Source organism: Pseudonocardia sp. Ae331_Ps2, assembly GCF_001932405.1.
In the GTDB taxonomy this organism is placed as follows: domain Bacteria; phylum Actinomycetota; class Actinomycetes; order Mycobacteriales; family Pseudonocardiaceae; genus Pseudonocardia.
This window is the reverse complement of record NZ_MCIM01000001.1, coordinates 4,362,644-4,378,832: the sequence shown is the minus strand read 5'-3', so window position 1 is coordinate 4,378,832 and position 16,189 is coordinate 4,362,644. Positions and strand designations below refer to the sequence as shown.

Below are 16,189 nucleotides of genomic sequence, written 5' to 3'. Positions count from 1 at the left end.
TCCTCGTCCGGGCGGAGGAGGAAACCGCTCGGCGACCTCCCGCGGCGCGGCTACGCTCCCGCCCTGTGCCGCCGTCCGCCACACCGACCGACGGGCCTCTCCTCGACGCACCCGTCACCCTGCGTCCGCTGGTGCGCGCCGACCTGCCCCTGCTGCAACGCTGGCTGGCCGCGCCGCACGTGCACCGGTGGTGGTTCCACGAGACCACCGACGAGGCCCTCGAACGCGACTTCGGGGCGGGGCTGCGCGGGGAGGAACCGGGCGAGGACCTCGTCGCCGAGCTCGGCGGTGTCCCGGTCGGGCTGGTCCAACGCGCCTGCTGGGCCGACCACCCCGACGACGTCGCACAGGTCCGTGGGTTGATCGACCTCCCGCCGGGCGCGCTCGAGATCGACTACCTCATCGGCCCGGTGGAGCTGACCGGACGCGGGCTGGGCCCGCGGATCATCGCCGCGGCCGTGACCGAGGGCTGGGAGCGCTACCCGGACGCGACGGCGGTGGTCGTCCCGGTCGCCGCGGGCAACCGGACGTCGTGGCGAGCGCTGGAGAAGGCCGGGTTCCGCCGGATCGCGACCGGGGAGCTGCCCCCCGACAACCCGGCCGACCCCCCGCTGTCCCACGTGCTCCGGCTCGACCGGCCCGCCCGGCCGTCCGGGATGATGCCCGGATGACTCCTGTGACCAGCGCCGGCCTCCTGCTGCACCGGACCGGCCCGGACGGCCCGCAGGTACTGCTCGGCCACATGGGCGGACCGTTCTGGGCCCGCAAGGACGACCACGCCTGGTCACTGCCCAAGGGCGAGCACGGTCCCGACGAGAGCCCGCTCGACGCGGCCCGCCGCGAGTTCACAGAGGAGATCGGTGCCCCGCCACCCGACGGCGACCCGGTCCCGCTCGGCACGGTCCGCCAGTCCCGCAAGACCGTCACGGCCTTCGCGCTGGACGGGTCCGGCTTCACCGGCGCCGCCGCCGTCGCCGACCGTCCCGACGACGGCAGCTGGGTCGAGATGGAGTGGCCGCCCCGCTCCGGGCGCACCCTGCGCTTCCCGGAGCTGGACCGCGCCGCGTGGTTCGACCTCGCGACCGCCAGGGAGAAGATCGTGAAGGGGCAGGTGCCGCTGCTGGACAGGTTGGCGGAGCTGCTCGGGGTCGTCACCGATCGACCACGGTCTACTCCGTGACGACCCCGATGGTCTGCCAGTCGCCGTAGGTGATCCCTGAGTCGGAGGCACGCCAGTCCTGGCGACCGTTGGCAGGACGCCCGAGGACCACCGCTGCAGCCGCACTGGGGCTCGCGAAGACGGTGTCGTGCGCGAACTCTCGCCATTCGCCGCCGGCTGCCAGCGGCAGCGTTCCGTCGTCGACGAGCTGACCGTGCAGCTGCTGGTAGCCGTGGCGGGTCGGACCCCACTGCGCGCGGGCCCGGGAACCCGCCAGCACTGTGAACTCGCCGTCCACCTCGCGCGCAGACGCCACCACGCCGTCCTTCTTGGTACGCAGCTGGAACAGCGGCGCGTTCGGGAGATCGGTCCTGACGTCGGAACGATCGGTCGACCGGGCCGGCACCGGACGAAGGGATCGGAAGACGTTGATCCCGAGCACCGGGAGCACGATGCGCACCTGCTCGATGAACTGCTCCATGTCGGAGGCGTCGGCCTCGGGCAGCATCGCCGTCGAGGCAGGCTGCGTCCCGTTCACGAGCTTGGCTCGCTTGGCATCGAGGGCGATCTCGATCAGTCGGCTCTCCAGGTAGCGCACATGAGCCTTCGTGAGGTTCATGTCCTTGCTCGTGAGCAGCACCGCCCGCGACCAGAAGTCCTTCCCGTTCTTCTCCTGCGGCTGGGCGTGCCGTTTGAGACGCTCACCGACGTCGTCGGTCTCCCCGATGTAGACCAGGGTGCCTCCCGGTGAGTCCGGGTCGTCGCCGAGCAGCAGGTAGACGCCGGTGCGGCCGATCTCCGGACGCACCAGCAGCGCCGCGAGTTCCGATCTCGGAGCTGCCAGGACGTGCCCCGTCCAGTTCATGATCTCCGCCGTCAGGAGACCTCCCGGGGTGCCGTCGGCGAGGAACATGCGGACGGACTTGCCCTGGCTCATGCGTCACTCCTAGCAGAAGTCCCGGCAGCCACGCCGGTGCGTCCCGCGGACGGGTTGACGACGGCGGCGTCGGGTACCCCTGGTGCATGGCGAACAGCATCAAGGACGAGGAGATGTACGAGCGCCTCCGCGAGGAGGGCAACTCCAAGGAGAAGTCCGCACGGATCGCGAACGCCGCGGCGGCGCAGGGGCGCGACACCGTCGGGCGGCGCGGCGGCGAGCACGGCGACTACGAGAACCAGACCCGCGACGAGCTCTACGCCCAGGCGCAGAAGGTCGGCATCGAGGGCCGCTCGGACATGACCAAGGACGAGCTGATCGAGGCCCTGCGGAAGCACTGACCGGCGGCCTGGCAGTGTCGCGGGCATGAGCCGCCGCCACGACCACGACGCCGGGGGCGACCCCGAGACCCTCGCCCGCAAGGCGGAGCTGCGCGAGGAGGTCTGGACCGCGCTGACCGAGCAGAAGGTTTCCCGGTTCCCGGGTGCGCGGAACCGGATCTCGAACTTCGTCGGTGCGGAGGCCGCGGCCCGGCGGCTGCGCGAGCTGGACGTCTGGCGTGCCGCGCGCACCGTGAAGTCCAACCCGGACTCCGCACAGCTCCCGGTGCGGCAGTACGCGCTGGAGGACGGCAAGACCGTCTACATGGCCGTCCCCAGGCTGGCCGAGGACGACCCCTTCTTCCTCCTCGACCCCGACCACCTGGCCGACCCGCCGCGCCGGGCCGTGTCGATCAAGAATGCCACCCGGTCGGCCCGCCGCGTCGCCGTCGACGAGCTGGAGCCGGTGGACATCGTGGTCACCGGCTGTGTGGCGGTCGGCGCGGACGGAGCGCGGCTGGGCAAGGGCGGCGGGTTCGCCGACCTCGAGTTCGCGCTGGCCCGCGCGGCCGGGCTGATCTCCGACGACACCCTCGTCGTCACCACCGTGCACGAGCTCCAGCTCCGCGACGCCGGGGTGGTCCCGTGGGCCGACCACGACGCGCCGGTCGACCTCGTCGTCACCCCGGACCGCGTCGTCGACTGCCGGCAGCACCGGCGCCGGCGCCCCGAGGGCGGCATCGTGTGGAGCTCCCTGACCGAGGACAAGATCGCGGCCATTCCGCTGCTGGGACGGCTGCGCGAGGAGGCACGCGCATGAGGATCGTCTGCGAGCGCGGGGACATCACCGAGGCCCGCGTCGACGCCGTCGTCAACGCCGCCAACTCCGGCCTCCGCGGTGGGGGCGGGGTCGACGGCGCCATCCACCGTCGCGGCGGGCCCGCGATCCTGGCCGAGTGCGAGCGGCTGCGCGCCACGGAGCTCCCCGACGGGCTCCCCACCGGCCAGGCCGTCGCGACGACCGCCGGGAACCTGCCCGCCCGCTGGGTGATCCACACCGTCGGCCCGGTGTACGCGAAGCGCGAGGACCGGTCGGCGCTGCTGGCGAGCGCCTACCGCGAGTCGCTGCGGGTCGCCGACGAGCTCGGCGCCCGGACGGTCGCGTTCCCCGCCGTCTCGGCCGGGGTCTACGGGTGGCCGCTCGACGACGCCGCCCGGATCGCCGTCGCCACTGTCCGGGAGGTCGCCGACGCGGGCACCGCGGTGGCCGAGGTCCGGTTCGTCCTGTTCAGCGACGACGTCCTCGCCGCCTTCGAGACCGCCCTAGGCTGACCCCATGATCACCGTGAACGGCCACACCCCGCAGGTCCACGAGCAGGCCTGGGTGGCGCCCGGCGCCGTGCTGGCCGGCGAGGTGAGCGTCGGCGCGGAGACCGGGATCTGGTACACCTGCGTGGTCCGGGCCGACCTCGCCCCGATCACCCTCGGCGCCCGCACGAACGTCCAGGACGGCTCGGTCCTGCACGCCGACCCCGGCTTCCCCACGACCATCGGCGACGGCGTCACCATCGGCCACCGCGCGGTCGTGCACGGCTGCACGGTGGCCGACGACGTGCTGATCGGCATGGGCGCGGTGCTCATGAACGGGGTGCACGTCGGCGCCGGGTCGCTGATCGCCGCGGGGGCGGTGCTCACCCAGGGCACGGTCGTGCCGCCCGGGTCGCTGGTCGCCGGGGTCCCGGGGAAGGTGCGTCGTGAGCTCGGCGAGGCCGAACGGGACTCGATCCCGCTGTCGGCCGCCGCCTACGTCCACCTGCTGGGGCTGCACCGCGACGCGAACACCTGACCCACCGACCGGACCCGGCCGCCGGGACCAGGAACGGGCAGTCAGCCGAGGTCAGCGGCGGGTCAGGCGTCCGGCGAGGGTCGCGACGCCGTCCCCGGTCAGCCGGTCCAGCACGGCAGGGCGCCCGCACACGGCCAGCAGCACGTCGATCGCTCGTCCCCGCACCTGCGCGCCCTGCCCCGCGTCGAACCTGGCGTCGTCGGCGACGAACCGCAGGCCGGCCACCCGGTGCTTCGTGGTGAACCCGGGCGGGACCCTCCCGACCACGAAGTTGAGCGCGACGCACACGTCGGCGGGGTCGGGGTCGAACGGCAGCCCGAGCGGGACCACGACGTCGCCGGTGTGCACGATCGCGTCGGTCATCGGGCCCCGCGTCCCGATGCCCGGCGGGGCGACGGAGCTGTCGGCCCGCTCGCGCAGGACCGCGACCAGCTCCTCGACCGGGCGGGTGGCCTCCCGCCGCGCGGCCCGGTCGACCGCCCGGTCCAGGTTCCCCCGTGCCCACAGCACCTGGGCCAGGAACGACGGGATCGTCGTGGTCAACGCGGACACCAGGTGCCCGGCGACGGTCCGCACGTCCCACCCGGCGCACAGGCTCGGTGCCGCGAGCTGCGTCGCGTCGAGCGAGGACACCAGGTCGGCGAACGCACGACGATGGCGTGCGGAGATCTCGACGACGGCGGCGTCGGACAGGTCGGAGGTGGTCACCGCCGCGAGCGTAGGGCAGGTCAGACCCGGCCGTGGAAGGCGCGGATGTGCGCCTCGATCCGGTCCGCCGCCAGCGTCGGGTCGCCGTCGGCGAGGGCCGCGTGGATCTCCCGGTGCTCGGCCCGCAGCCGCTCGCGCAGTGCGGGCCAGTCCCCCTGGGACTGCATCGCCTCGAGCAACATCCCGCGCACCGACTCCCGGATCGCCCGGGTCAGCTCCCCCACCAGCCGGTTCCCGGCGGCCGCGGCGATGGCGACGTGGAAGGCGATGTCGGCGTCACTGAACGCGACCGGATCGAGATCGGCGTCCATGACGTCCAGCGCGGCCGCCCATTCCAGCAGGTCCGACGCCGAACGCCGGCGCGCGGCGAGCCCGGCGGAGAACCGTTCGAGCATGACCCGGGCCTCGGTGACGTCGTCGACCGGGAACGAGTCCACCGCCAGGTGCAGGGCCAGGACCCGGCCGAGCGCCCGCGCCGGGGCCGGCACGACGACCGTCCCGGAGTCGGCGCCGGTGCCCACCTGCGAGCGGATCACGCCCTGGGCCTGCAGCACCCGCAGCGCCTCGCGGACCGCCTGGCGGGAGGCACCCAGCGTCGCGGCGAGCTCGCGCTCCGGCGGGAGCCGGTCCCCCGGGCGCCACTCGCCGCTCGTCAGGCGCTCCTCGACGTGGGCGAGCACCATCTCGTAGGCGGCGGGAACAGGCACGTCGTCCTCCTGCTTGTGTGTGGTCCGACCATACCGTTACCTTGGTCGGACCACACCCTCCGTCCCACCACGTCACCGGAGGCGCCATGCCGATCCCACCGCCCCGCGTCGGCCTCATGGTCACGTGTCTGAACGACGCCCTGTTCCCGGACACCGGCCGGGCCGTCGTGTCCCTGCTGCGCCGGCTCGGCGTCGACGTCGACTTCCCCGCAGCCCAGACCTGCTGCGGCCAACCGATGGTCAACACCGGCTACCTCGACGAGGCCGTCCCGCTCGTCCGCAACCACCTCGACGCCTTCGCCGGCTACGACGCCGTCCTCGCACCGTCCGGCTCCTGCGCGGGTTCGGTGCGCCACCAGCACGGCCTCGTCGCGCGCCGCTCCGGCGATCCTGGCCTGGTCCGTGGTGTGGAGGCGGCACCGCCGGTCTACGAGCTGAGCGAGTACCTGGTCGACGTGCTCGGCGTCGTCGACGTCGGGGCCTACTTCCCGCACCGCGTCACCTACCACCCGACCTGCCACTCGCTGAGGATGCTCGGGGTCGGCGACCGGCCGACCCGGCTGCTGCGCGCGGTCCGCGGGCTGACCCTGCTCGACCTGCCGGGCGCGGCCGAGTGCTGCGGGTTCGGCGGGACGTTCGCGGTGAAGAACTCCGAGACCTCGATCGCGATGGGCAATGACAAGGCCCGCCACGTCCGGTCGACCGGCGCCGAGGTGCTCGTCGCCGGGGACAACTCCTGTCTGATGCACGTCGGGGGGCTGCTGTCGCGGCAGCGGTCGGGGATGCGGGTCATGCACCTGGCCGAGGTGCTGGCGCAGACCGAGCCAGTGGTCGCCGGGGACGACCGGGCGGGCGACGAGCGCTCCGTCGGCAGCCGTGTCGATGCGCGTTCCGCGGAACTGCGCGCCGGAGGGGTGGCCCGGTGAGCGGCACCTTCCTCGGCACCCCGTCGTTCCCGACCGCGGCGAAGCACGCGCTGGAGGACTCGCAGCTGCGCCGCAACCTCGCGCACGCGACGGGGGTCATCCGCACCAAGCGGGCCGGCGTCGTCGGCGAGGTCGACGACTGGGAGCAGCTGAGGCTGGCCGGTGAGGCGATCAAGAACCGGGTGCTGCGGCACCTGCCCGACTACCTGGAGCAGCTGGAACGCTCACTCACCGCGGCCGGGGCCACCGTACACTGGGCGCGTGACGCCGCCGAGGCCAACGCCGTCGTCGTCGACATCGCGCGGCGCCACGGCACCGACGAGGTCGTGAAGGTCAAGTCGATGGCCACCCAGGAGATCGACCTCAACTCGGCGCTGGAGGCCGCGGGCATCCATGCCTGGGAGACCGACCTGGCCGAGCTGATCGTGCAGCTCGGCGACGACCTGCCCAGCCACATCCTGGTCCCGGCGATCCACCGCAACCGCGCGGAGATCCGGGAGATCTTCCTGCGCGAGATGGGCCGCGCCGGACGCGCCGCGCCCGCGGACCTGACCGACGAGCCGAAGCGCCTCGCCGCCGCCGCCCGGGAGCACCTGCGGGAGAAGTTCCTGCGGGCGAAGGTGGCGGTGTCGGGAGCGAACTTCGCCGTCGCCGAGACCGGGACGCTCACCGTCGTCGAGTCCGAGGGCAACGGCCGGATGTGCCTGACCCTGCCCGAGGTGCTGGTGTCGGTGGTCGGGATCGAGAAGGTCCTGCCCACCTTCCAGGACCTGGACGTGATGCTGGCGCTGCTGCCCCGGTCCTCGACCGGCGAGCGGATGAACCCCTACACCTCCACCTGGACCGGGGTCACTCCCGGCGACGGGCCGCAGGAGGTGCACGTGGTGCTGCTGGACAACGGCCGCACCGACGTGCTCGCCGACCCGACCGGGCGGCAGGCGCTGCGCTGCATCCGCTGCTCGGCCTGCCTGAACGTGTGCCCGGTCTACGAGCGCACCGGCGGGCACGCCTACGGCTCGGTCTACCCGGGCCCGATCGGCGCGATCCTCACCCCGCAGCTACGCGGGGTGGGCAGCGACCCGCAGACCGACTCGCTGCCCTACGCCTCCAGCCTGTGCGGGGCGTGCTTCGAGGTCTGCCCGGTCCGCATCGACATCCCCGAGGTGCTGGTGCACCTGCGCGCCGAGGTCGTCGACGCGCACCAGCGGGCGAGCCGGGTGCCCTCGGTGCAGGACGTCGCGATGCGGGCGGCGTCGTGGACGCTGTCCTCGGCGACGCGGACCGGTGCGGCGGAGAAAGCGGCCGGGCTCGGGGGTCGGCTGGTCGCGCGGCTGGGACGCACCACCCCCGGCGGGCGGACCGTGCTGGGCGCGGTCCCCGGTCCGGCGAGCCCGTGGGCGGACTCGCGCGACGTCCCGGTGCCGGCGGAGGAGTCGTTCCGGGAGTGGTGGAAGCGGACGGACGGCGGTCGGAGCCGGACCATCAACACCGACGGCGGCCGGAGCCGGACCATCGACACCGACGGCGATCGGAGCCGGAGCGACGACACCGACGGCGGCCGGGACGGGGGCGGGACATGAGCGCGCGCGAGGCGATCCTGGCGAAGGCCCGGCGGGCCCTGTCCGACGTCCCCGACGTCGAGCCGGTGCTCGACGTCGAGGTGGTCCGCCCGGTGCCCGACCGGTCACTGTCGCACGCGCAGGTCGTGGACCTGTTCGACGAGCGGGTCGCGGACTACCGCGCCGTCGTCGAGCGGGCGGGCCCGGACACCGCGGCGGCGCGGGTCGCCGGCGCGCTGGCGGGCCGGACCCCGCTCGCGGGCTCCGGTCCGCTGCGGATCCTGGTGCCACCGGGCTTCCCGGCCGGGCTGGTTCCCGCCGACGTCGAGGTCGTCACCGACGGGCCGGGCGTCGCGGTGGCCGAGCTGGACCGGTGTGACGGGGTGCTGTCGACGGCCGCCATCGGCGTCGCCGAGACCGGCACGATCATCCTCGACCACGGACCGGGCCAGGGCCGCCGCGCCGCGACCCTGGTCCCCGACCTGCACGTCTGCGTGATCCGCGCCGACCAGATCGTGGCCGGGGTGCCGGAGGCGGTGGCGGCGCTGGACCCGGTGCGGCCGCACACCTGGATCAGTGGACCGAGCGCGACCAGCGACATCGAGCTGGACCGGGTCGAGGGCGTGCACGGGCCGCGGACACTGCACGTGGTGATCGTCGGGGACTGACCCCTCGTCGGGTCCACCGGCCAGGTGGCCCGGCGTCGGGGTGGGGATCCGGAAACGTGATCGTGACACCGGAAGGGCTATCGCGGCCGTCCGGACGGCCGTACGGTCGCCGGCAATGTATACAACGGTTCGACTCGCGGTGGTGCTGCTCGGCGCCCTGCTGCTGACCGGCTGCATCGCCGTGCAGCCGGTACTGCCGGCACCACCGCGTCCGGTGGTCCCCGGCGCGGCCGTCTCCCCCGGCACCCCGGTCCGCGACGGCGGTGACCTGGTCATGGGGCTGTCCAACGAACCCGACCGCCTGGACCCGACCACGTCGTCCTCGCTCTACACGCGCTACGTCATGAGCTCGATCTGCGAGAAGCTCTACGACATCGACGCCGAGGGCACGGTGCTCCTCCAGCTCGCGACCGCGCTGCCGACGGTCAGCGCCGACGGCCGCTCGGTGGAGATCACCGTGCGGGACGGGGTCCGGTTCGCCGACGGCACCCCGCTCGACGCCGCCGCGGTCGTCACCACGCTGCGCCGCCACCTCACGCTGCCGGACTCGAGCCGCCGTTCCGAGCTCGGCCCCGTCGCGGGCATCGACGCGACCGGACCGCGCACGGTGCGGATCCGCTACGAGCGACCGTTCGCGCCGCTGACGGCGTCGTTGGCCGACCGTGCGGGCATGATCATGTCCCCGACCGCGCTGGCCCGGCCCGGCGTCGAGTTCTCCTCCGACCCGGTCTGCGTCGGACCGTTCCGCTTCGCCGAGCGCATCCCGCAGACCTCGATCACCGTCGTGCGGGACCCGCTCTACTACGCCGCCGACGAGGTCCACCTGGACTCGATCACCTACCGGATCATGAACGACGCCAACATCCGGGCGGCGAACCTGCGCAGCGGAGACGTCGACGTGGCCGACACGATCTCCCCGCAGGACGTCGACGCGCTGTCCCGCGAGACCGACGTGCGTGTCCTGCAGATCCCCTCGCTCGGGTACCAGGCGATGACGGTCAACATCGGCAACACCGCCGGCACCGGGAACCCGCCGGGGCGCATCGACACCCCACTGGCGCGCGACGCGCGCGTGCGACGGGCGCTCGCCCTGTCGGTGGACCGGACCGTGCTGGTCAACGCGGTGTTCAACAACTGGTACGAGCCCGCCTGCTCGCCGATCCCGCCGGGGAGCACCTACGCGAGCCCGGCGAGCGACGCCTGCCCGCCCTACGACCCGGAGGAGTCCCGCAGGCTGTTGGCCAGTGCCGGTGCCCCGGTGCCGTACCCGGTGACGATGAAGGTCTCCAACTCCCCGGACACGCTGCGGCTGGCCCAGGCGCTGCAGGCCGCGGTCGCCCAGGGCGGGTTCGCGATCACCGTGGAGCCGGTCGAGTACTCCACGCTGCTCGACGTCCAGGACCGTGGCGACTTCGACCTGCTGCAGCTGGGCTGGTCGGGCCGGGTGGACCCGCACGGCAACATCGCCTCGTTCCTCACCACCGGGGCGGGCAGCAACTACTCCGGCTACTCCGACGCAGGCGTCGACGAGCTGATCCGCCGGGCCGCGGCGACGATCGACCCGGCCGCCCGGGCGGCCCTCTACGGACAGGTCGTGGAACGGGTGCAGCGCGACAACCCGATCATCTACCTGTACCGCCTGCGGAACCTCACGGCGCACTCCGCGGACGTCGTCGGCGTGCAGACCTTCGCCGACGGCGTCGTGCGGCTGAGCCGGGCCGCGTTCGTCGACGGCGAGGTGGGCTGATGCTGCGCTACCTGGCGGTGCGGGCCGGGCAGGGCCTGGTCACCCTGCTGCTGGCCTCGGTGGTCGTGTTCGCCGGCGTCCGGGCGCTGCCCGGCGACCCGGCGCTGGCGCTGGCCGGGGAGGAGGCGACACCGGAGACCGTCGCCGCGATCCGCGACCGGCTCGGCCTGGACGGGTCGCTGGTCGAGCAGTACCTGCGGTTCCTGGGCAGCGCGCTGACCGGGGACCTGGGCGAGTCGACCCGGACCGGGACGCCGGTGACCGAGCTGATCGCCGCGACACTGCCGGTCACGGCGTGGCTGTCGCTGTACGCGATCGTCGTCGCCGTCGTCGCCGGGATGGCCGCCGGGACGCTGGCCGCGGTGTACCGCGGACGCGGGGTGGACGCGGCCGTCAGCGGGCTGTCGCTGGTCTCGCTGTCGGTGCCGAACTTCTGGCTCGGACTGCTGGCGATCCTCTACCTCGCGGTCGGGCTCGGGCTGTTCCCCGCCTCGGGCTACGTCGCCGTCACCGAGGACCCGCTGCGCGCGCTGTGGCACCTCACCCTGCCCGCGCTGATCCTCGGGACGGGGCTCGCCGCCATCGTGATGCGCCAGACCCGTGCATCCATGGTGGACACCCTGACCGCCGACTTCGTGCGCACCGCGCGGGCGAAGGGAGTGTCCCGTGGCGCCGTGGTGCTGCGGCACGCCCTGCGCAACAGCCTGCTCGTGGTCCTGACGATCGTCGGCCTGCAGCTGGGCGGGCTCGTGTCCGGCGCCGTCGTCACCGAGCGGATCTTCGGGCTGCCCGGCTTCGGGAAGCTCACGCTCGACTCGGTCTTCACCCGGGACTACCCGGTGATCCAGGGAGTGGTGCTCGTCGTGACGCTCGCCTACATCGTCATCAACCTGGCGGTCGACGTCCTCTACTCGGTCGTGGACCCGCGGGTCCGGGTCGAGGGGAGGTCGCGATGACCGCCGTCGAACCCGTCGGGCCCCAGCCGACCGCGCCGTCCGGCGGCCGGGTGCTCGCCGCGTTCCTGCGGAGCCGCTCCGGGCTCGTCGGCGGGGTGCTGCTCGTCCTGGTCGTGCTGGCCGCGCTGCTCGCCCCGGTCCTCGCGCCCCACTCCCCCGGCGCGGTGCACTTCGAGACCCCGTTCCAGCTGCCGCGCACCGTCGGGTTCCCGCTGGGCACCGACGACCTGGGCCGCGACGTGCTGTCCCGGATCCTGTACGGCACCCGGGCGTCGTTGCAGGTGGGACTGCTCGCCGTCGCGCTGGCCGTGCTGGTGGGCACGCCGCTGGGGCTCGCCGCCGGATGGTGGCGGGCGGCCGACGTCGTGGTGTCGAGGCTGACCGACCTGACCCTGGCGTTCCCGTTCCTGATCGTCGCGGTGGGACTGGCCGCGATCCACGGCGCGAGCCTGAGCGGCGCGGCGATCGCGCTCGGTGTGGCACAGGTGCCGACGATGATCCGCGTCGTGCGCGCGGAGACGCTGCGGCTGCGGGAACGGGAGTTCGTGCTGGCGGCGAAGACGATGAACGCCTCGGGCCCGCGGGTCCTGCTGACCCACGTCCTGCCCAACGCGGCGTCCTCGGTGATCGTGCAGGCGACCGTGATCATGCCGGTGGCGGTGATCGGCGAGGCGCTGCTGTCGTTTCTCGGCCTCGGGATCCAGCCACCGGAACCGAGCCTGGGCATCATGCTGTCCGACGCCCAGCAGTACCTCTACCGGGCTCCGTGGTCGGCGGTGTTCCCCGGCCTCGCGATCCTGCTGATCTGCCTGGCGTTCAACCTCGTCGGCGACGCGCTGCGCGACGCCCTGTCCCCGGGGGCACGACAGTGAGCGCGCTGCTGGAGCTGCGCGGTCTGCGGGTGGGTTACGCCGACTCCCGCGGCATCGTCACCGACGTGCTGCACGGGGTCGACCTCGCGGTCGGTCGCGGGGAGAAGGTCGCCGTGGTCGGCGGGTCCGGGTCCGGGAAGTCGACGGCCGCGGCGGCCGCGCTCGGCCTGCTGCCGGGGACCGGGCGGGTGACCGGCGGGCGGATCCTCTTCGACGGCGAGGACCTCACCACCGCCGGGGAGGCCCGGCTGCGGGCACTGCGCGGGGCGCGGATCGGTCTCGTCCCGCAGGACCCCATGTCCAACCTGAACCCGGTGCACCGGGTCGGGGCGCAGATCGCCGAGGCCCTGACGACCCACCGGCTGGCGCGCGGCCGGGCGGCGCGGGACCGGGCCGTGGAGCTGATGGCCGAGGCCGGGATCCCGGATCCCGCGCGCCGGGCGCGGCAGTACCCGCACGAGTTCTCGGGAGGCATGCGGCAGCGGGTGCTGATCGCGATGGCGCTCGCCGCGGAGCCGGACCTGCTGCTGGCCGACGAGCCGACCTCGGCCCTCGACGTCACGGTGCAGCGGCGGATCCTCGACCACCTCGCCGGGCTGACCGACGCCCGCGGCACGGCGATGCTGCTCATCACCCACGACCTCGCGCTGGCCGCCGAGCGCGCCGACCGGGTGGTGGTCATGCACGAGGGCCACGTCGTCGAGACCGGGCCGGCCGAGCGCATCCTGACCCGGCCCGACGACGACTACACCCGCCGTCTGGTCGCCGCGGCACCCGCGATCGGCGGTGGGTCCCGCGCCGCCGAGCCACCCGCGCCGCCGCGACCGGTGCTCGAGGTGACCGGCCTGGTCCGCGAGTTCCGGGTGCGCGGCTCCCGTGAACGGGTCCGCGCCGTCGACGACGTGTCGTTCACCGTCGACGCCGGCACCACCACCGCCCTCGTCGGGGAGTCCGGGTCGGGCAAGACGACGACCGCGCGGATCGTCCTCGGGCTGGACCGGCCGACGGCGGGCACCGTGACCGTGGCGGGGACCGATCCGTTCCGCTCGTCACGACGGGACCGGGCGATGGTGCGCCGCACCATGCAGCCGGTGTTCCAGGACCCCTACGGCTCGCTGGACCCCACGTCCACGGTCGCCCGGATCGTCGACGAGCCCTTGCGGGTGCTGCGGATCGGGGACACCGCGTCGCGGCGCGACCGGGTCGCCGAGCTCCTGGACCAGGTGGCCCTGCCGTCGGGGGTGACAGCACGTCGCCCGGACGAGCTGTCCGGCGGCCAGCGGCAGCGGGTCGCGATCGCCAGGGCGCTGGCCGCCCGGCCGCAGCTCGTCGTGTGCGACGAGGCCGTCTCCGCCCTGGACGTGCTGGTGCAGGAGCAGATCCTGGAGCTGCTGACCGGCCTGCAACGCGACCTGGGGGTCTCGTTGCTGTTCATCACCCACGATCTCGCGGTCGTGCGCCAGGTCGCCCACCGCGTCGTGGTGCTGCGCGCGGGCGCCGTGGTCGAGCAGGGCCCGACCGCACGCGTGGTCGACACCCCCGCGCAGGACTACACCCGCGAGCTGCTCGCCGCGATCCCCGGGCGCGACGTCGGCGCCACCCCCTGACGACCGGACGGGGACGTGCGTCCACACTGCACCGGCGGCGAGGAGGTGGGTCCGGGTGGACGGGCAGGACGGCGGTAACCGGTACGGCTCGGCCGACGGCAAGGCGCGGCGGGTACTCGCGGCGCTGCGGGCGGACATCGTGACCGGGGTGCTCGCCCAGGGCGAGCGGCTGACCGAGGCCCGGCTGTGCGAGCGCTACCGGGTCTCGCGCGTCCCGGTGCGCGAGGCGCTGCGCACGCTCGCCGTCCAGGGTTTCGTCGAGGTCCGTCCGAACCAGGGTGCCACCGTCGCCACGATCGACGACGCCGAGGACCTGTTCGCCGTGCGCGGCACCATCGAGGAGATCGCCGCGGCCCGCTGCGCGGCGCGGGTGGCCGGGGGCGAGGACGCGGTGGTGGACCTGCTGGGGCTGCTCGTCGCCGAGGGCGAGGCCGAGCTGGCGTCCGGCCGGACGGAACGGCTGCCGGAGCTCAACACGCGCTTCCACCTCGCCATCGCCGAGCACAGCGGGTCGGCGTCGCTGCCGTCGCTGCTGCGGCACGTCTCCGACCGGATCGAATGGATCTACGCGATGGGGGTGTCCGTGGCCGGTCCGCGGTCGTGGGCCGAGCACCGGGGCATCCTCGCGGCGATCGCGGCGGGTGATCCGGCGTCGGCGGGGGCCCTGGCCCGGGCACACGTCGAACGCGCCGAGCGCCATCACCGCGGGGTGGGCTGAGCGGGTCGTCGAGCCGTCGGCCTCCCCGGCACCGGACAGTGCCGATCGGCCTCGCCGGCGTGGGCCGGCGTGCGGACCTGCCGCGGACCGTCGGGCCGGGCTGAGGGTCAGTGTTCGTGGGTCCAGGTGTCCGGGGCAGGGTCCAGGTCGACGCCGAGGACGGTGGTGAGCCGGGCGACGGTGAGGTAGTGCCCGACCAGGACGATGACGGTGACCAGGTCGCGGTCGTCGAGGATCCGGCGTACGGCGGCGAGGACGTCGGCGGGGACCGGGAGGCCGGGGACGAGCAGGTCGACCAGGTCGAGCAGGCGGGCGAACCCGGTGGGCAGCACCGACCGGTCGGCCCCCGCGGTGGTCTCGATGACGGCGATCTGCTCGTCCGACCAGTGCTGACGCGCCTGGTCCAGGTGCTGCCACCGTTCGTAGGCACTGCCGGTGAGGGCGGCGACGCGCAGGATGACCCCTTCGCGCCAGGCGGGAGCCAGCGCGGAGGCGCGCAGCGCGTTGGCCGTCTCCGGCAGGGCCTCGGACAGCCGGGAGTCCATGAGGGTCAGGGTCCGGGTGAGGTTCGAGGGGAACCGTTCGTACTGGGCGCGGTGACGGGGGTCCATGTCGGCGGGCTCGGGCAGCGGGATGCGGGCCATCGCGGGTTCCTCAGGCGACCTGGTCGAGGAACCCGACCAGGTGGCGGGTGACGGTGTCGGGCTTCTCCAACGGTGCGAGGTGGGCGGCGGCGGGCACCACGCGCAGCCGGGCGTCCGGGATGGTGTCGCGCAGCTGCCGGGCCACGGAGACCGGCGAGCTGGAGTCGTGCTCCCCGACCACGACCATCGTCGGGCACCCGATCCGGGGGAGGTCGGCCGCGAGCTCGAAGCCGGCGATCATCTCCCACATCGCGGCATGCACCTGCGGGTCCTGGGCGAGCAGCGTGCGGGTGGCGCGCTCGACCAGGTCCGGGCGCCGGGCGCGGGTGTCGGCGGTGAACCAGTGCCCGAACAGCCCCTCCAGCACCGCCGCCATGCCCTCCGTCCGCGCCTGCGCGGCCCGGGCCCGCATCGCCGCGCGGCCGGCGTCGGAGAACGAGGCCGCCGTGTCGATCAACGTCAACGAGGCCGTGATGCCCGGGTCCGCGACGGCGGTGGCCTGGGCGAGCATCCCGCCCAGTGACAGCCCGACCAGGTGGACCCGGTCGGCCTCCAGACTCGCCAGCACTCGGCGCACGAACCCGACCGCGCGATCGAGCTGCCAGTCGCCGGGGCCGCCGGTGGTCCGCCCGTGGCCGGGCAGGTCGACCGCGACGACGTCCCGGTCGGGCGCCAGGGCCGCGATCTGACGATCCCAGTAGGTCAGATCCAGCCCGGCCGAGTGCAGGAGGACCAGCGGGGTGCCGCCGCGGGGGCCGGTGCGGACCAGGTTGACGGTCCGCGTCGAGAAGGTGCTGTCGTCCACGACGACGACT

General features: G+C 74.0%; 19 protein-coding genes. 14 read left to right on the top strand and 5 right to left on the bottom strand.

Annotated elements, in window-relative coordinates; genetic code table 11:
• Positions 1-65: 65 nt before the first annotated feature.
• Positions 66-671, top strand: coding sequence for a GNAT family N-acetyltransferase (locus Ae331Ps2_RS21065; RefSeq protein WP_075306883.1), 606 nt, complete (start codon positions 66-68; stop codon positions 669-671).
• Positions 668-1,180, top strand: coding sequence for an NUDIX domain-containing protein (locus Ae331Ps2_RS21060; RefSeq protein ID WP_075306885.1), 513 nt, complete (start codon positions 668-670; stop codon positions 1,178-1,180). Before Ae331Ps2_RS21065 ends, Ae331Ps2_RS21060 begins: the two co-directional genes overlap by 4 nt.
• On the opposite strand, the gene Ae331Ps2_RS21055 is transcribed toward Ae331Ps2_RS21060, so the two are convergent.
• Complete coding sequence (locus Ae331Ps2_RS21055; protein ID WP_075306887.1) at positions 1,170-2,096, bottom strand: GIY-YIG nuclease family protein; 927 nt, start codon at positions 2,094-2,096, stop codon at positions 1,170-1,172. The genes Ae331Ps2_RS21060 and Ae331Ps2_RS21055 overlap by 11 nt on opposite strands.
• A gap of 86 nt (positions 2,097-2,182) precedes the next feature.
• Here Ae331Ps2_RS21055 and Ae331Ps2_RS21050 point away from each other — a divergent pair, with 86 nt between their 5' ends.
• From Ae331Ps2_RS21050 to Ae331Ps2_RS21035, 4 genes are read left to right on the top strand one after another with little or no spacing between them, the layout of a single operon-like run.
• On the top strand, positions 2,183-2,437 hold the full coding sequence (locus tag Ae331Ps2_RS21050) for a Rho termination factor N-terminal domain-containing protein (protein ID WP_075306889.1): 255 nt from the start codon (positions 2,183-2,185) through the stop codon (positions 2,435-2,437).
• A 25-nt stretch (positions 2,438-2,462) separates the two neighbouring features.
• Positions 2,463-3,236 carry a 5-formyltetrahydrofolate cyclo-ligase gene (locus Ae331Ps2_RS21045; protein WP_083695830.1) on the top strand — a complete coding sequence of 258 codons (774 nt, stop codon included), beginning with the start codon at positions 2,463-2,465 and terminating at the stop codon, positions 3,234-3,236.
• Positions 3,233-3,748 (top strand): O-acetyl-ADP-ribose deacetylase, encoded by a 516-nt coding sequence (locus Ae331Ps2_RS21040; protein ID WP_075306891.1) that lies wholly within the window; start codon positions 3,233-3,235, stop codon positions 3,746-3,748. Before Ae331Ps2_RS21045 ends, Ae331Ps2_RS21040 begins: the two co-directional genes overlap by 4 nt.
• Before the next feature lie 4 nt (positions 3,749-3,752).
• The gene (locus Ae331Ps2_RS21035) at positions 3,753-4,262 is read left to right on the top strand and encodes a gamma carbonic anhydrase family protein (RefSeq protein ID WP_075306893.1); all 510 of its coding nucleotides are present in this window, start codon (positions 3,753-3,755) and stop codon (positions 4,260-4,262) included.
• A 51-nt stretch (positions 4,263-4,313) separates the two neighbouring features.
• On the opposite strand, the gene Ae331Ps2_RS21030 is transcribed toward Ae331Ps2_RS21035, so the two are convergent.
• The gene (locus Ae331Ps2_RS21030; RefSeq protein WP_212567643.1) at positions 4,314-4,970 is read right to left on the bottom strand and encodes a maleylpyruvate isomerase family mycothiol-dependent enzyme; all 657 of its coding nucleotides are present in this window, start codon (positions 4,968-4,970) and stop codon (positions 4,314-4,316) included.
• A 20-nt stretch (positions 4,971-4,990) separates the two neighbouring features.
• The gene (locus Ae331Ps2_RS21025) at positions 4,991-5,677 is read right to left on the bottom strand and encodes a FadR/GntR family transcriptional regulator (protein WP_075306895.1); all 687 of its coding nucleotides are present in this window, start codon (positions 5,675-5,677) and stop codon (positions 4,991-4,993) included.
• A gap of 86 nt (positions 5,678-5,763) precedes the next feature.
• Here Ae331Ps2_RS21025 and Ae331Ps2_RS21020 point away from each other — a divergent pair, with 86 nt between their 5' ends.
• The 8 genes from Ae331Ps2_RS21020 to Ae331Ps2_RS20985 all read left to right on the top strand — a co-directional run bounded on the left by Ae331Ps2_RS21020 (position 5,764) and on the right by Ae331Ps2_RS20985 (position 14,730).
• Positions 5,764-6,603 carry a (Fe-S)-binding protein gene (locus Ae331Ps2_RS21020; protein WP_020627885.1) on the top strand — a complete coding sequence of 280 codons (840 nt, stop codon included), beginning with the start codon at positions 5,764-5,766 and terminating at the stop codon, positions 6,601-6,603.
• Positions 6,600-8,183, top strand: a complete 1,584-nt coding sequence (locus tag Ae331Ps2_RS21015) for a lactate utilization protein B (protein WP_170917052.1) — start codon at positions 6,600-6,602, stop codon at positions 8,181-8,183. Before Ae331Ps2_RS21020 ends, Ae331Ps2_RS21015 begins: the two co-directional genes overlap by 4 nt.
• Positions 8,180-8,830: an LUD domain-containing protein gene (locus tag Ae331Ps2_RS21010; RefSeq protein ID WP_020627887.1), complete on the top strand. Its 651-nt coding sequence runs from the start codon at positions 8,180-8,182 to the stop codon at positions 8,828-8,830. The genes Ae331Ps2_RS21015 and Ae331Ps2_RS21010 overlap by 4 nt, the downstream gene beginning before the upstream one ends.
• A 115-nt stretch (positions 8,831-8,945) precedes the next feature.
• Positions 8,946-10,577 (top strand): ABC transporter substrate-binding protein, encoded by a 1,632-nt coding sequence (locus tag Ae331Ps2_RS21005; RefSeq protein ID WP_075306897.1) that lies wholly within the window; start codon positions 8,946-8,948, stop codon positions 10,575-10,577.
• Entirely contained in the window at positions 10,577-11,533 is a 957-nt protein-coding gene (locus tag Ae331Ps2_RS21000; protein WP_020627889.1) for an ABC transporter permease, read from the top strand. The genes Ae331Ps2_RS21005 and Ae331Ps2_RS21000 overlap by 1 nt, the downstream gene beginning before the upstream one ends.
• A complete protein-coding gene (locus Ae331Ps2_RS32635; RefSeq protein WP_075306899.1) occupies positions 11,530-12,405 on the top strand; it encodes an ABC transporter permease in 876 nt (291 codons plus the stop codon). The genes Ae331Ps2_RS21000 and Ae331Ps2_RS32635 overlap by 4 nt, the downstream gene beginning before the upstream one ends.
• Complete coding sequence (locus Ae331Ps2_RS20990; RefSeq protein ID WP_075306901.1) at positions 12,402-14,012, top strand: ABC transporter ATP-binding protein; 1,611 nt, start codon at positions 12,402-12,404, stop codon at positions 14,010-14,012. The genes Ae331Ps2_RS32635 and Ae331Ps2_RS20990 overlap by 4 nt, the downstream gene beginning before the upstream one ends.
• Positions 14,013-14,067: 55 nt before the next feature.
• Positions 14,068-14,730, top strand: a complete 663-nt coding sequence (locus Ae331Ps2_RS20985) for a GntR family transcriptional regulator (protein WP_075329778.1) — start codon at positions 14,068-14,070, stop codon at positions 14,728-14,730.
• A gap of 107 nt (positions 14,731-14,837) precedes the next feature.
• On the opposite strand, the gene Ae331Ps2_RS20980 is transcribed toward Ae331Ps2_RS20985, so the two are convergent.
• Complete coding sequence (locus Ae331Ps2_RS20980) at positions 14,838-15,374, bottom strand: hypothetical protein (protein WP_075306905.1); 537 nt, start codon at positions 15,372-15,374, stop codon at positions 14,838-14,840.
• Between the two features lie 10 nt (positions 15,375-15,384).
• On the bottom strand, positions 15,385-16,179 hold the full coding sequence (locus tag Ae331Ps2_RS20975) for an alpha/beta fold hydrolase (protein ID WP_075311937.1): 795 nt from the start codon (positions 16,177-16,179) through the stop codon (positions 15,385-15,387).
• Between the last annotated feature and the right edge of the window lie 10 nt (positions 16,180-16,189).

Bases quoted from the DNA above. Each gene is read 5' to 3' on its own strand.
- Ae331Ps2_RS21060 (WP_075306885.1), top strand. From the start codon at position 668: ATGACTCCTGTGACCAGCGCCGGCCTCCTGCTGCACCGGACCGGCCCG.
- Ae331Ps2_RS21055 (WP_075306887.1), bottom strand. From the start codon at position 2,096: ATGAGCCAGGGCAAGTCCGTCCGCATGTTCCTCGCCGACGGCACCCCG.
- Ae331Ps2_RS21050 (WP_075306889.1), top strand. From the start codon at position 2,183: ATGGCGAACAGCATCAAGGACGAGGAGATGTACGAGCGCCTCCGCGAG.
- Ae331Ps2_RS21045 (WP_083695830.1), top strand. From the start codon at position 2,463: ATGAGCCGCCGCCACGACCACGACGCCGGGGGCGACCCCGAGACCCTC.
- Ae331Ps2_RS21040 (WP_075306891.1), top strand. From the start codon at position 3,233: ATGAGGATCGTCTGCGAGCGCGGGGACATCACCGAGGCCCGCGTCGAC.
- Ae331Ps2_RS21035 (WP_075306893.1), top strand. From the start codon at position 3,753: ATGATCACCGTGAACGGCCACACCCCGCAGGTCCACGAGCAGGCCTGG.
- Ae331Ps2_RS21020 (WP_020627885.1), top strand. From the start codon at position 5,764: ATGCCGATCCCACCGCCCCGCGTCGGCCTCATGGTCACGTGTCTGAAC.
- Ae331Ps2_RS21010 (WP_020627887.1), top strand. From the start codon at position 8,180: ATGAGCGCGCGCGAGGCGATCCTGGCGAAGGCCCGGCGGGCCCTGTCC.
- Ae331Ps2_RS21005 (WP_075306897.1), top strand. From the start codon at position 8,946: ATGTATACAACGGTTCGACTCGCGGTGGTGCTGCTCGGCGCCCTGCTG.
- Ae331Ps2_RS21000 (WP_020627889.1), top strand. From the start codon at position 10,577: ATGCTGCGCTACCTGGCGGTGCGGGCCGGGCAGGGCCTGGTCACCCTG.
- Ae331Ps2_RS32635 (WP_075306899.1), top strand. From the start codon at position 11,530: ATGACCGCCGTCGAACCCGTCGGGCCCCAGCCGACCGCGCCGTCCGGC.
- Ae331Ps2_RS20980 (WP_075306905.1), bottom strand. From the start codon at position 15,374: ATGGCCCGCATCCCGCTGCCCGAGCCCGCCGACATGGACCCCCGTCAC.